We start from the raw sequence: 15,150 nt of genomic DNA on the forward strand, positions 1-15,150 counted from the left end.
ACTATAATTATTTTATCAGCATTCTAGTATGTAGACTGCTAAAATAAATGGGGAGGTTTGATAAATATGCAAATTAATGAAATACCTAATTACAGCAATGATCCTAAGATTTTAGAAAAATTTGCTCGTAATTTAAATGAGATGCATATTGAAGGCAAAACTGATCCAATAATTGGTCGTGATGATGAAACCCGACGAATTATTGAAATTTTATCGCGAAAACAAAAAAATAATCCAGTACTTATTGGTGAACCCGGAGTTGGGAAAACAGCTATTATTGAAGGATTGGCACAAAGAATTGTTAAGGGTGATGTTCCTAGTAATTTAAAAAATAAAATTATTTATGAACTGGATATGTCATCAATAATTGCCGGTGCTAAATTTCAAGGTGAATTTGAAGAGCGATTAAAGGCAGTTATTAACAAAGTTAAAGCCTCAGCTGGAGAAATTATTTTGTTTATTGATGAATTGCATTTAATTGTGGGAATGGGTAAAACTCAGGGAGCAATTGATGCTTCAAATATTTTAAAACCAATGTTAGCTCGTGGTGAACTGCGATGTGTGGGAGCAACAACATTGGATGAATATCGCGAATATATTGAAAAAGATGGTGCTTTAGAACGAAGATTTCAAAGAGTTCTTATTAAAGAACCAACTGTTGATGATACAATTTCAATTTTACGCGGTTTAAAAGATCGTTATGAATCATATCATGGTGTGCGAATTCATGATAATGCTATTGTTGCAGCTGCTAATTTAGCTAATAAATATATTAGTGATCGATTTTTACCTGATAAGGCAATTGATTTAATTGATGAAGCGTGTGCCAACATTAAAACAGAAATTGGTTCAATTCCTGCTCCGCTTGATGATGTGAAGCGAAAAGTAATGCAATTGGAAATTGAAAAGGCGGCTTTATTAAAGGAAAAAGATCATAAGTCAAAGCAACGATTAGATGAATTAATTGCAGAATTAGAAAAATTGAAAGTGAAGGAAAATTCTTTAGAATTAGTTTGGAATGAAGAAAAAGCACAATTAGATGAAATTAAAAATACTAGATTACAAGTAGAACAATTAAAAACAGAATTGGAACAAACACAATTAAAAGGTAACTTTAACCGTGCTGGTGAAATTCAATATGGTTTATTACCAAAATTAGAAAAAAAATTGGATGAGATTACTAATAAAACAAAAATTAATGCATTATTAAAAGAAGATGTTACTGAACAAGATGTTGCTAATATTGTTGAAAGATGAACGGGGATTCCTGTTAATCGCCTCGTTGAAAGTGAAAAACATAAGTTACTTAATTTAACTAAGCATTTACGAATTAGACTTAAAGGTCAAGATGAAGTTTTACAGTTAGTAAGTGATGCAATTATTAGAGCAAGAAGTGGGATTAAAGATCCAAATCGACCAATTGGTTCATTTATTTTTTTAGGTCCTACTGGAGTTGGAAAAACTGAAGTAGCTCGTGCCCTTGGAGAATATTTATTTGGTTCAGAAAAAAATATTATTAGACTAGATATGTCAGAATATATGGAAAAACATTCGGTAAGTAATTTACTTGGGGCCCCTCCGGGTTATGTGGGTTATTTGCAAGGTGGACAATTAACAGAAAAAGTTCGCAGAAATCCATATAGTATTATTTTATTTGATGAGATTGAAAAGGCACATAGTGATATTTTTAATATCTTATTACAAATTTTAGATGAAGGAATAGTTAGTGATCGGCATGGTAAAATAATTGATTTTAAAAATACAATTATTATTATGACTTCCAATCTTGGTTCGGAATTTTTATTATCACCAAGAGAAGACAGTAAAGCATTGGTAATGCAAAAATTAAAAACAATATTTCGTCCAGAATTAGTTAATCGGATTGATGAAATTGTTATTTTTAATTCATTATCGGAAAAGATTATTAAAGAAATTATTGATAAAGAGTTAGCATTATTGAATGATCGCTTAGAAATGACTAAAGATATTAAATTAGTTTTTGATAATAAGGTTAAAGAAAAAATTCTTAAAGAGGGTTATGATCAGCAATTTGGTGCCCGACCAATTAAGCGATATATTCAAAAGCATATTGAAAATTTACTTGCTAAGTCAATTATTGAAGACCATATTAAAGAAAATCGCATTTATTCGTTAACTGTTAAGAATGATAAAATTATCATTGCTAGTAAGGAAAAGTTAAATTAATGATTGATTTTTCTAGTAATTGTTATATAATTTTATTATTGGCAGTAAACAAGATTAAGTGCTAAAAGTAGGAATGAAATTATGTTAACGATAAGACAAAAAGAAATATTGAAGTTTATTATTGATGAATATATTCAAAGTGCGCAACCAGTATCAAGTAAAATCTTAATTGAAAAGTATAAGTTACCTTATTCTTCAGCGACAATTCGTAGTGAGTGTGCGTTTTTAGAAGAGACAGGATTATTAGAAAAAACTCATGTTTCTAGTGGTCGGATACCAGCATCACTTGGTTATCGCTATTATGTTGATAATTTAATGGATGTTCGTAATGGTGATAATGATATTAAGCAACAATTAGAAAATATTTTTGCTAATCGGCAATTAGCTATTGAAGATATTATTGAACAAACAGCTGAAATATTAAGTGCGATGACTAATTTGATTACAGTAGTTATTGGTTCTAATTCGCAAGAAGATTGTTTGAAAAAAATTGAATTAGTGCCTATTAGTGAAGAAAATGCAGTTGCAATTTTTATTAGTGAAAAGGGACATGTTGTTAATAAGACTTTTAATATTAAAGATGTCACCTTGCAAGATTTAGTTTTAGCGATTGAATTATTTAATAGTCGTTTAATTGGTACAAAATTAGAAGATATTAAAGAAAAAATGCAAGCTTTACAACCAATATTGGAAAAACAAGTTTTGAAACATGAATATATTTTACAGTCATTTATTAATACTTTAGTTAGTTTTAAAAAGCGTGAACATTCAACACATGGTCTTCAATATATGTTAGATAATCCTGAATTTAATGATGTTAATAAAATTAAAGAAATTGTCCGATTTATTGAAGATTATTCGCCTTGAAAACAGTTTATAAAAACAGAAAAAGAACAGCAAGAATATAATCAAGAAAATATTCATATTCTTATTGGCAATGAACTAGGAAAACAAACAGATGATATTGCTGTTATTAGTACTGATTATCATACTGGTAATAAGCAAATTGGACAGTTAGCGGTAATTGGCCCTAAGCGTATTGATTATGATAAGATGTCAGAATTATTAGATTGAATATCACGCAAAATTGAAGAGAGTTTTTAAGAGAAAGGGATAAGAGATATTATGAATAATGATAAACAAAAAGAACTTGATAATCAAAATTTAAATGATGTTAGTGGAACAACGGATGATATTACCAAATTACAATTAGAAATTACAAATTTAAAAATGTTATTAGAAACAACTGAGAATGATAAAATTCGTGCTTTAGCTGATTGAGATAATGCAAGAAAACAATACGATAATGACCTCAAAGAAGTTAGAAAGTATCGTTCGCAAGCAATGATTGTGCAATTATTACCAATTATGGATAATTTTGAACGAGCATTAAATGTAAAAAATGTTGGTGCTGATGTTAAAAATTTTCTTCAAGGTTTTGAAATGATGATTAATCAATTAAAAGTAATTTTAACTAATGAAGGTGTTACTGAGATTGATGTTAAAGTTGGTGATATGTTTAATAGTCATTTGCATTATGCAATTGAACAAGTTGAAAGTGATAAATATCAACCAAATGAAATTACTAAAATTTTACAAAAAGGATATCATTTATATAATCGGGTTTTACGAGTTGCCACCGTACAGGTAGCAAAGGAAAAGATGATTAATAATAATGAAGAAAATCAAGAAAATATTGAAATGAAAGAGGAAAAATAAAATGGCAAAAATTATTGGAATAGATTTAGGAACAACAAATACTTGTGTGGCATTTATGGATGGTGCTGAACCAAGAGTAATTGAAACTCCAGATGGAGCCAGAACGGCACCGTCGGTAGTAGCATTTAAAAATGAAGAAATTCTTGTTGGAAATAGTGCAAAACACCAAGCAGTAGCGAATATTAATACTATTTTTTCAATTAAAAGTAAAATGGGAACTGACGAAAAAATTAATATTAATGGTAAAGACTATACACCAGAAGAAATTTCAGCAAAAATTTTAAGTTATGTGCGTGATTTTTCAGAAAAGAAACTTGGTGAAAAAATTACTAAAGCAGTAATTACGGTTCCAGCATATTTTAATAATGCGCAAAGACAAGCAACAGAAAATGCTGGTAAAATTGCTGGTTTTGAAGTTGAACGAATTATTAATGAACCAACAGCAGCGGCGTTAGCATATGGTATTGATAAAGTGAATAAAGAGCAAAAAATATTAGTTTATGATTTAGGAGGCGGAACTTTTGATGTTTCAATTTTGGAATTAGCTGATGGCGTTTTTCAAGTGTTAGCAACATCAGGTGATAATAAATTAGGTGGTGATGATTTTGATCAAATAATTACTGACTGATTAGTTGCTGACTTTAAAAAAGAAACTGGTATTGATTTATCAAAAGATAAATTGGCAATGCAACGAGTAAAAGAAGCTTCAGAACAAGCTAAAAAAGAATTATCTGGTAGTTTACAAGCAACAATTTCATTATCATTTATTTCAGCTAATGAATCAGGACCAGTACATTTACAAAAAACCTTAACACGAGCAGCATTTGATAAAATGACAAGATTATTAGTTGAACGAACTTTAAAACCTGTTGAAAATGCATTAAATGATGCCAAATTAAAAGCTAGTGCTTTAGATCAAGTTTTATTGGTGGGTGGTTCAACAAGAATTCCAGCTGTTCAAGAAGCAGTTAAAAAAATATTAGGGAAAGAACCTAATCGTAGTATTAATCCTGATGAAGTTGTTGCTTTGGGAGCTGCTATTCAAGGTGGAATTATTGCTGGTGATGTTAAAGATATTTTATTGTTAGATGTAACCCCATTGTCATTAGGAATTGAAACTTTAGGTGGTGTAATGACACCTTTAATTCCAAGAAATACAACAATTCCAACATCAAAGTCACAAGTATTTTCTACTGCTGATGATAATCAACCGGCTGTGGATATTCATGTTTTACAAGGTGAAAGGCCAATGGCTAGTGATAATAAGACTTTAGGTCGTTTTCAATTATCAGGAATTGATAAGGCACCAAGAGGAGTACCACAAATTGAAGTAACATTTTCAATTGATGTTAATGGTATTGTTGCGGTTAAAGCTAAAGACTTGAAAAATAATAAAGAACAATCAATTACAATTAAATCTGATGAAGGTTTAAGTGAAACAGATATTAAAAGAATGGTTGAAGAAGCAGAAGCTAATAAAGAAGCTGATGAAGCTCGTCGTAAAAATGTTGAGTTAGTAAATAAAGCCCAAACTTATTTACATGATATTGAACGAGGAATTGAAGAAGGCAAAGAAAAAGTGACTGAAGAACAAAAAACAGCGATGAATGATATGAAAGCAGAAATTGAAAAACTAATTAAAGAAGAAGATTATGTTGGTTTAGAGAAAAAAATGACTGACTTGGAACAAATGATGATGCAAGTAGCACAGTTTATGCAACAACAAGCTAATTCTGAAGCTCCAGAAATTAATGAACAAGAAAATAATGATAAAAAAGATGATGTTATTGATGCTGAATCTAATGATTCTAATGTTGAATCTAGTGATGAGAAGAAGTAAATTAGGAATGATTCTTACTACAGTGTGTAGTAAGAATTATTTTATGAGCAAGGTAGGGTTAAAAAATGAGCACTAAAAACAAGCGAGACTTTTATGAAATATTAGGTTTATCGCGTAATGCGAACAATGATGATATTAAACGCGCTTATCGTAAGTTAGCTAAGCAATATCATCCTGATGTATATAAACAAAGTGATGCTGAAGCTAAAATTCAAGAAATTAATGAAGCGTATGAAGTATTGTCTGATTCTCAAAAACGACAAATGTATGATCAATATGGCAGTGCTGACCCAAATATGTTTAGTGGTGGTCAAGGTTTTGGTAATTTTGAAGATATGTTTGGTGATATTGGTAGTGTTTTTGGTGATTTCTTTGGCGATATTTTTGGTGGTGGTCAAAGAACGCGACAACGACATTCACAAGCACATAAGGGTGAAGATATCTTTTATCGCGAAACTATTAGTTTAAAAGATGCAATTTTGGGAACAACGATTCAGTTTAAAGTTAATGTTAATTTTCCTTGTGATGAATGTCATCAAACAGGTGCTAAAACATCAGGAGATGTTGTAAAATGTTCAAATTGTAATGGTCGGGGGATTGAAGTTACTGAGCAAAGAACAATGTTAGGAATTATTAGACAAGAAAGACCTTGTCATTCTTGTCACGGAATTGGTGAAATTATTAAAAATAAATGTTTACAATGTAAAGGTAAAAAGTTTATTACTAAACAAGAAACCATTAGTCTTGATGTCCCCAAAGGAATTTTTTCTGGACAAAAAGTGCGTGTTCAAGAAAAGGGTCATTATGGACTTAAAGGACAATCTCGTGGAGATGTTTATATTGAAATTGAAGTTCAAAAGCATGCTTTTTTTCAGCGTGATGATTTAGATTTATTAATTACGATTCCAATATCTTTTATTGATGCAATGTTAGGGACAATCATTAAAGTTCCAACATTTGAGAAAACAGTAGAATTTAAAATTCCTCCTAAAACTAAAAATAATGCTGTTTTTACGATTCCTAAAATGGGAAGTTATCATCCTTTAAATAGTAAAAAACGCGGTGATATTATTGTTAAAATAGAAATTGCTTTTCCAAAGCATCTTTCAAAACAGCAAGAAAAGATTTTACAACAGTTAAGTGATGAATTAGATTTTAATCCTAACAATGAATTTATTAAAAAATTTAAATAGTTAAAAAATATCGTTGATTAACGATATTTTTTTATATTTGTGCTGAAAATAATCGCACCGAGATTATTTATTTACAATATGGTTTTATTTTCAAAATTTGAAAATAAAACCTAGTTTACTATCTGATTTTAGAAAATATGATAAATATGTTAAGATTAAAGTATTATTATTTTTTAAAAGAAAGGATAAAGAAAAAATGGAATCAGATATTAATGAGCAGCGGTTTAATGATTTGTTTCAAACTTCTTTGGAAGAAATTAAAGCAATAATTAAAGTACCTTCATTTAGTAATGGTGAAGTTAATGAACAATATCCTTATGGAAAAAATGTTCATCAAGTATTAGAGGATGTTATTGATTTAGGTAAAAAACTTGGTTTTAAAACTAAATTAGGCACACAAAATCGTTATGGATATATTGAGTATGGTGCAGGTAAAGAATTAATTGGCATTTTATGTCATCTTGATGTTGTTCCCCCAGGTGATTTATCAAAATGAGAATTTCCTCCTTTTGAACCAACTATTAAAAATGATATTCTTTATGGTCGGGGAGTTATTGATGATAAAGGACCCGCCATTATAAATTTATTTGCTTTAAAATATTTAGTTGATGAAGGTTTTATTCCTCAGAAAAGAATTCGGTTAATTTTTGGGATTACCGAAGAAACAACATGAGATTCAATTAAGCATTATATGAATAATGAAGAAAAACCAAAATTTGCATATACTCCGGATGGTTATTTTCCGTTTGTCTATGCTGAAAAAACGATTTTAAATTTAAAAATTATTGAAAAAAATCCGCAACAAGATTTTACAGTAAATGGTGGTGCAGTCTATAATGTTACTTGTGATCAAGCAGAATATCGTGGTTCACAATTAGAAACACTAATTACGGTATTAGAACAAAATAAGTTTTTATATAAAAAACAAGATAATAAAGTTATTGTTTTAGGAAAAGCTGCTCATGGTTCAAAACCACAAGAGGGAATAAATGCGGGATTACAATTAGTAATGGCATTAGCAACAATTAATAATGATAGTAAATTAGTTATGTGAATTGCACAACAATTAAGATTAGACCCCAATGCTATTAATATTTTTACTAATATTGAAGATGAATCAGGCAAGTTAACTCTTAATGTTGGTTTTATTGAAATGAATTCAAAAACTAATTTTATTGGTTGTGATTTTAGAATTCCCGTTCATACAGATGTTAATGTAATTTTAAAGAAATTAGAAGCTTCATTAGCACCATATAATTTAGTAATTGAGCAAGTTGATTTAAAAGAAAAATTATTTTTTGATAAAAACTCATTAATTGTTAAAAAATTATTAAATGTTTATCAGCAAGCAACTAATGATATGTCGCAACCGTTAGCAATTGGTGGTGGGACTTACGCTCGGAGTATGGAAAATTGTGTTGCTTTTGGGGCTATTTTTGATAGTAATACTTCAACGGAACATCAATATAATGAACAAGTTTTAATTTCAGATTTAAAAAAAGCAATGAAAATTTATATTCAAGCAATTATTGCTTTGGATAGTATATAGAAACGGAGATTTTATTTATGGAAGAAAATATTAATAGGCAGCAAAGGGCTTGAAAAAAAGTTAGTAATGGTGTTAATAAAGGAATTAATAAATCATTAAATGGTATTGAATGATTAGGAAATAAATTACCAAAACCATTTTATTTATTTATTTATTTGATTATTATTTTAATGTTAGTATCATTAATATTAAGTTATGCTTTACCTGATGGCGTTGTTTTAGAAAAATTTTATGATCGTAATACCCAGCAAGTAGTTGATAAATATCAACTAAAGTTTTTTAATCTTATTGGTCGTGATGGCATTGTATGATGATTAAAAAACTTTATTAGTAATTTTATGGGTTTAGCAACAACGGGAATTGTATTGTTAACAACAGTATTTGTTGGTGTGGCTGATAAATCAGGATTTATTGATGTTTCTTTAAGAAAAGTTGGTTCTAGTTTACCAAAAGTAATTTTAACTCCGGCTTGCATTTTTCTAGGATGTATTTCATCATTAGCCGCTGATGCTGGTTATTTAATTTTAATTCCCTTGGCAGGCACATTATATTATCGTGTTGGTAGACATCCTTTAACAGGAATGGCGGCAGTATTTGCTGGTGTTGCTGGTGGATTTGCAACATCACTTATTCCGGGAAGCGTTGAGTTTATAATGTCTTCATTAACAAATGATTTTTTAGGTAAAGGTTCTGCTTATCAAGTAAATCCATTATCAACTTATTATTTTACATTATTACTTTTATTTGTGTTTACATTAATTGGTTGATTTATTACTGAAAAAGTTGTTGATAAAAGAATTATTGCTCATTATCCAATTGCCAAAAGAGATGATTTGCAAGTTAATAAAAATTTTCATTTAGATGATCAACAACGAAAAGCAATGTGATTTGTTTTAGGATTTGTGATTATTTATATTATTGGAATATTATTAATGACTTTTATTCCCCAAGCACCATTTAATGGTTTTATTAATAATATTACTAATATTACTCCTAATAAAAAATTAGAACCGAAAGACTATCAATTAACGACACACTTAGTATTAATTATTGGGTTTTTATTTTTAGGTATTGGAATAACTTATGGTTTTGCTGCCAAGACATTTAAAACTAAAGATGATATTGTTAATGCTTTAGTTATTGGATTTAAAAAAACTGCTCCAAGTTTAATTTTATTTTTAGTTATGACACAGTTTATTGCTGGTTTTGCACAATCAGGAATTGATATTGCTTTAGGATATTATATTGGTTCAGCAATTAACTTTAATAATACAACATTAACTTTATTTGTCTTTATTTTAATCGTAACAATTATTAATTTATTTATTGGTTCAATGTCTGTTAAATGAGGGATTTTAGGGCCAATATTTGTAATGGCTTTATTAAAGTCACAAATTCATCCAGCGGCTGCAATTGCTGCTTATCGTGTTGGTGATGCTTCAACAAATATGATTTCACCACTAATGCCATACTTTCCTTTAATAATTATTTGAGCAAAAGAATGAATTCAACCAAAGCAAAAAGAGAAATTTGAAATTGGTTCAATGATGTCAATTATGTTTCCATATTCACTGTCTTTCTTATTAATGGGAACAATTATTTTTCTCCTTTGAAGTGTTACTGGACTTCCTGTTGGTGTTGATGGTCCAATTTATATTGATGTTGTTAGTAGTGATAATATCGTTAAAGCAATTATGTTACCAAGAAATTTAATTTATACTGTGCAGTCATCATTGTAATATGTTATTAAAATAAAAAAATGAAGCTAGTAATTAAACAGATATTAAAAGAAAAATAAATTAATCTTGCTATTTTTATTTTATTATTTCCTGAATTGTAAATATAAATGGGACAGTTTTTTAAAATAATTGTATTAAATCTATTGGTCTTTTATAAGATAATGATTTTCTGGGTGTAGAATTAATTTGAAATGCTATAGAATTTAAGTCTTTTTGTTTATATGAAGATAAATCAGTAGATTTTGGTAAATATCTTCTTAAAATACCATTATTGTTCTCATTTAAACCTCTTTGACAAGGTTTGCCGGCATCTGCAAAATAAATTTTAACATTACAATTTTTTTCAATTAATTTTCATTTACTAAATTCTTTACCACGATCAAAAGTAATAGTTTTAATTGTTCCTGGTATTAATTTTGAAATAAATTTTATTATACTTTGTGTAATACTTTCTGCTTTATGATTTTTAGTTTTCAAAGGAATTGTGGTTTTTGATCATATATCAGCTAAAGTAATAATAGAACTTTTATGATCTTTACCAACGATAGTATCTCCCTCTAAATGGCCAAATTCTTGTATATTTTTAATATTTGGAATGATTAAATTTCTTTCATGAATAGATTTACAATTATTAATTCTGCCCCTAGTTTCTTTTTGTTTATGAGGTTTATTTTTGCCTTTTCTCAATAAATTTTTTTCATCAAAACCCATTCGATTTGTTTTAAACATGTTATATAAAGTTTTTGTTGAAATATTTTTTATTTTATTTTTCTTCCTGAAATGTAAAATTAAAAAGGACACTTATATAAAAAACAAATTGTGTTAATTCTATAATTAAGAAAAGAAAGGAATTAGCACAATGTATAAGTATCTGACTATTGAATCAATAATAGCAATAAAAGAATATAAAAGTTATGGATTTTCTATTCGTAAAATAGCAAAAGCTGGATTGGCAACCCTTTTTAGGACACTTTTTATGTAGACTGGTATTTTCTAAATTCAACGGGAGTTAAATAATTTAAACTGCCATGAATTCGAATATTGTTATATCAATTAACAAAATCAAATAGTTCGCATTTTAGTTGTGTTAAGTTTGCAAATTTTTTACCGTTAATAAATTCGGTTTTAAAGGTTTTGTAAGTTGCTTCAGCAACAGCATTATCATATGGGCATCCTTTGGAGCTTAATGATCTTTTAATTTTAAAGGTTATTAAAATTTCATCAATAATTTTATTTTTAAACTCATTACCACGATCAGTATGAAATAAAGTTATTTTATTTAATGGTCGTGTTATCTTGTGAAAAGCTTGTTGAACTAATTCAGCAGTTTTATTTGGTCCAGCACTATAGCCAATTACTTCGCGATTAAACAAGTCAATTAATAAACAAATATAATGTCATTTAGTGCCAACTTGAACATATGTTAAATCACTAACAACAACTTCATTTGGTTTTTTGTCATTAAATTGACGATTTAAAACATTATTAATTTCGTCATTATTAACTGTTTTTTTATGATTACAATATTTTAACTTGGTGTATTTAGAAACCAAATTATTTTTGATCATAATGAATCGGATTTTTCGTCGTGATAAAATGATATTTTTTCTTATTAAAACAGCTTTAATTTTACGAGCACCATAAATCTTGCGACTTTTATTAAATGCACTGATAACTTCTTGTTCATAATTATTAACATCAAACTTGGTGCATTTATTAGTTTGATAATAATATGTTGATTTTAGTAAACCTAAAATCTTACATATTTTCCTCACTGAATATTTATTTTTGTTGTTATTAATTTATTGTTATTTTTTCCCGATTATCAGTGCTGCTTGCTTTAAAATGTCATTTTCCATTCGTAATTGTTGGTTTTCTTTTCGCAAGTAAATTAATTCATTTTCTTCGACAGTGCGATTATCTTTTGCTTTAAATGACCCAGAATTATTATAATTTTTAATTCAACTATAAATAGTTGGTTTTGGTAAATTATATTCTTTCCCTAAATTAATAACACTTTTGTCATTTTTGTATAGCATTACAATTTGTTTTTTAAATTCTTCAGAGTATGAGGTTTTATTTCCCATTTTTATATTCCTTCTTTCTTAATAATTTTGAAGTCTATATAATTATGGTCCAACTTATTGTAGCCTATCCAATCTTTTAATTTTAAAGGTTATTAAAATTTCATCAATAATTTTATTTTTAAACTCATTACCACGATCAGTATGAAATAAAGTTATTTTATTTAATGGTCGTGTTATCTTGTGAAAAGCTTGTTGAACTAATTCAGCAGTTTTATTTGGTCCAGCACTATAGCCAATTACTTCGCGATTAAACAAGTCAATTAATAAACAAATATAATGTCATTTAGTGCCAACTTGAACATATGTTAAATCACTAACAACAACTTCATTTGGTTTTTTGTCATTAAATTGACGATTTAAAACATTATTAATTTCGTCATTATTAACTGTTTTTTTATGATTACAATATTTTAACTTGGTGTATTTAGAAACCAAATTATTTTTGATCATAATGAATCGGATTTTTCGTCGTGATAAAATGATATTTTTTCTTATTAAAACAGCTTTAATTTTACGAGCACCATAAATCTTGCGACTTTTATTAAATGCACTGATAACTTCTTGTTCATAATTATTAACATCAAACTTGGTGCATTTATTAGTTTGATAATAATATGTTGATTTTAGTAAACCTAAAATCTTACATATTTTCCTCACTGAATATTTATTTTTGTTGTTATTAATTATTGTTATTTTTAAATTAATAACACTTTTGTCATTTTTGTATAGCATTACAATTTGTTTTTTAAATTCTTCAGAGTATGAGGTTTTATTTCCCATTTTTATATTCCTTCTTTCTTAATAATTTTGAAGTCTATATAATTATGGTCCAACTTATTGTAGCCTATCCATAAGACATTGGAACACATTTTTACAACATAATCTACCAAAATAGAAACTCTATCATATTAATTAAGAGTTTTATTTATAAATTGTTTCTTTGTTAGCCAAATTGTAAAGTTAAGTGCAACTAAATTATTTTTCTAACCAAATATTCGATTGGCGAAAGATAATTTAGTATTTTTCTTGGTCTTTGGTTTAAAGACAATATAAATTTATGAACTGCATTTTTAGTAGTGTTTGAAAAATTAAATTTTTTAGGAAATTTTTCTCTAATTAAACCATTAGTATTTTCATTAGTACCTCTTTGTCAAGGTGAATATGCATCAGCAAAATAAATTTTCACATTTAAATTTTTTTCAAGTTGTTGTCAATTAGCAAATTCTTTACCCCTATCAAATGTTATAGTCTTAACAAGATTATTTGGAAGAATTGATAAATAATGACTAATATTTTTGTTAATAACTTTAGTAGTTCTATTTTCAACTAATATTGCTAAAGTAAATCTTGATGTTCTTTCAACTAAAGTTATTAAACATGATTTACTTTTACCTCGTGATGATACTACAGTATCACCTTCTCAATGGCCAAGAGTTATGCGATTATTAACATTTCGTTCTTTAATGGATTTACCATTAAATTTACCCCGATTTTCTTGAGATTTTCGTTTCTTACCTTTTCTTCTTAAATTTTTACTAGTAACCTTTTCAAGTAATCCAGAATAAATTCAATTGTAAATTGTTTTAAAACTAATAATTCATTCTTGATGAAAATTTTTAATTCTGCCATAAATTTGTTCAGGCGATCAACCTAATAATAATTTTTGTTGTACATATTTTACTAATTCTCTATTTTTAAATTTATGAAAATAAACATGTAATTGTTTTCTATTTTCTGCTTTATTTTGTGCAATTAATGAAAAATAATGATTATTATCTTTATTTCTATTAACTTCTCGATTAATAGTACTAATACTTCGATTAAGATTTTTAGCTATTTCACTAATTTTTACTTTAAATTTCAATTGATTCTCAATATAAATTCTTTCATCTATGCCAAGATGTTTGTATCCCATATAAAAACTCCTTAAATTTACTTTTTCTAAAATAAACTTAGCATCATGAAATTTTTATATGAAATCTTTTGCAATTTTATTTACTTGCACTTACAAGTATAATTCAGCGTTATAATTTAAATAATATTATTTTAAAAGGATGGCAGTAAAAATGATTAAAGGTGTGGGAATTGATATTGTTAGCATTAAACGAATGCAATTAAAAAAATCATTTATTAATAAAGTATTACATTTAGAAGAAATTAGTTATTTACAAACAATTAAAAGTGAAACCGAAAAAAAACAATTTTTAGCAGGAAGATGAGCATTAAAAGAAGCATTGTATAAAGCAATAAATAATGTTAATGAGGTTTTAATTTTTTGTGAAGTTAATATTCAATTAGTAAATAAGCAATTACAATGGATTGGATTTGAACATAATAGTTGATTATCAATTAGTCATGAAAAAGAATATGCCGTTGGTATGGCAATATTAACATTATAAATATACGACAGCAATATCTTTTAACTTAAAAATCGGTGCTATCTTTTACAATAAAATGGGAAAGGTAGGTGATATAATGTTAAATAATCTTGTTTTAGTAGGAAGAATTGTTAATCCGCCAGAAATTATTCATAATCAAACTGGTGAAAGAACATCAAAAATGATGCGATTAACTATTAGTGTAACCCGACCTTTTAAAAATAAGTTAGGTCATTATGATGAAGATTATCTTGTTATTAAAGTATGAAATAATTTAATTGCTGATATCGTATCATTTTTAGTAATTGATACGATGATTGCTATTAAAGCTAGAATTCAATCATTTCAATATAAAGATAATGAGAATCATTATTTGGAAATTATTGCTGATCGCATTATGCGGGTTGGTCATTATATTCTTGAATAAATAATCTGCTTGA

General features: G+C 27.5%; 12 protein-coding genes and 2 pseudogenes. 10 read left to right on the forward strand and 4 right to left on the reverse strand.

Features of this window, described 5'->3' with window-relative positions; genetic code table 4:
• Positions 1 to 66: 66 nt before the first annotated feature.
• The 7 genes from AACK97_RS02205 to AACK97_RS02235 all read left to right on the forward strand — a co-directional run bounded on the left by AACK97_RS02205 (position 67) and on the right by AACK97_RS02235 (position 10,245).
• Positions 67 to 2,205, forward strand: coding sequence for an ATP-dependent Clp protease ATP-binding subunit (locus AACK97_RS02205; RefSeq protein ID WP_338968448.1), 2,139 nt, complete (start codon positions 67 to 69; stop codon positions 2,203 to 2,205).
• A gap of 81 nt (positions 2,206 to 2,286) precedes the next feature.
• Positions 2,287 to 3,309 carry a heat-inducible transcriptional repressor HrcA gene (gene hrcA, locus AACK97_RS02210; RefSeq protein ID WP_215826474.1) on the forward strand — a complete coding sequence of 341 codons (1,023 nt, stop codon included), beginning with the start codon at positions 2,287 to 2,289 and terminating at the stop codon, positions 3,307 to 3,309.
• Between the two features lie 21 nt (positions 3,310 to 3,330).
• Positions 3,331 to 3,924, forward strand: a complete 594-nt coding sequence (grpE, locus tag AACK97_RS02215; protein WP_338968453.1) for a nucleotide exchange factor GrpE — start codon at positions 3,331 to 3,333, stop codon at positions 3,922 to 3,924.
• A gap of 1 nt (position 3,925) precedes the next feature.
• A complete protein-coding gene (gene dnaK / locus AACK97_RS02220) occupies positions 3,926 to 5,764 on the forward strand; it encodes a molecular chaperone DnaK (protein WP_338968455.1) in 1,839 nt (612 codons plus the stop codon).
• A 65-nt stretch (positions 5,765 to 5,829) separates the two neighbouring features.
• Positions 5,830 to 6,957: a molecular chaperone DnaJ gene (gene dnaJ / locus AACK97_RS02225; RefSeq protein ID WP_338968457.1), complete on the forward strand. Its 1,128-nt coding sequence runs from the start codon at positions 5,830 to 5,832 to the stop codon at positions 6,955 to 6,957.
• Between the two features lie 196 nt (positions 6,958 to 7,153).
• Positions 7,154 to 8,506, forward strand: a complete 1,353-nt coding sequence (locus AACK97_RS02230; protein WP_338968459.1) for a Sapep family Mn(2+)-dependent dipeptidase — start codon at positions 7,154 to 7,156, stop codon at positions 8,504 to 8,506.
• A 17-nt stretch (positions 8,507 to 8,523) separates the two neighbouring features.
• Positions 8,524 to 10,245 carry an AbgT family transporter gene (locus AACK97_RS02235; RefSeq protein ID WP_338968461.1) on the forward strand — a complete coding sequence of 574 codons (1,722 nt, stop codon included), beginning with the start codon at positions 8,524 to 8,526 and terminating at the stop codon, positions 10,243 to 10,245.
• A 120-nt stretch (positions 10,246 to 10,365) separates the two neighbouring features.
• Here AACK97_RS02235 and AACK97_RS02240 read toward each other — a convergent pair.
• Positions 10,366 to 11,037: pseudogene (locus tag AACK97_RS02240) on the reverse strand (IS30 family transposase); the annotation flags it as partial.
• A gap of 67 nt (positions 11,038 to 11,104) precedes the next feature.
• Here AACK97_RS02240 and AACK97_RS02245 point away from each other — a divergent pair.
• Positions 11,105 to 11,227, forward strand: coding sequence for a hypothetical protein (locus AACK97_RS02245; protein WP_338968465.1), 123 nt, complete (start codon positions 11,105 to 11,107; stop codon positions 11,225 to 11,227).
• Here the strand turns inward: AACK97_RS02245 and AACK97_RS02250 are convergent.
• From AACK97_RS02250 to AACK97_RS02260, 3 genes and pseudogenes are all read right to left on the reverse strand, one after another.
• Positions 11,220 to 12,332 (reverse strand): annotated as a pseudogene (locus AACK97_RS02250) (IS3 family transposase). The gene AACK97_RS02245 and the pseudogene AACK97_RS02250 overlap by 8 nt on opposite strands.
• A gap of 54 nt (positions 12,333 to 12,386) precedes the next feature.
• Entirely contained in the window at positions 12,387 to 13,112 is a 726-nt protein-coding gene (locus AACK97_RS02255) for an IS3 family transposase (RefSeq protein ID WP_338968467.1), read from the reverse strand.
• Between the two features lie 190 nt (positions 13,113 to 13,302).
• Positions 13,303 to 14,247: an IS30 family transposase gene (locus AACK97_RS02260; RefSeq protein WP_338966716.1), complete on the reverse strand. Its 945-nt coding sequence runs from the start codon at positions 14,245 to 14,247 to the stop codon at positions 13,303 to 13,305.
• A gap of 139 nt (positions 14,248 to 14,386) precedes the next feature.
• Here AACK97_RS02260 and AACK97_RS02265 point away from each other — a divergent pair, with 139 nt between their 5' ends.
• Together AACK97_RS02265 and AACK97_RS02270 are read left to right on the forward strand one after the other, a co-directional pair.
• Positions 14,387 to 14,731, forward strand: a complete 345-nt coding sequence (locus tag AACK97_RS02265) for a holo-ACP synthase (protein ID WP_338968470.1) — start codon at positions 14,387 to 14,389, stop codon at positions 14,729 to 14,731.
• Between the two features lie 76 nt (positions 14,732 to 14,807).
• Complete coding sequence (locus AACK97_RS02270; RefSeq protein ID WP_338968472.1) at positions 14,808 to 15,137, forward strand: single-stranded DNA-binding protein; 330 nt, start codon at positions 14,808 to 14,810, stop codon at positions 15,135 to 15,137.
• Positions 15,138 to 15,150 lie beyond the last annotated feature (13 nt).

The organism is Spiroplasma endosymbiont of Lonchoptera lutea, from assembly GCF_964019715.1.
GTDB lineage: Bacteria > Bacillota_I > Bacilli_A > Mycoplasmatales > Nriv7 > Nriv7.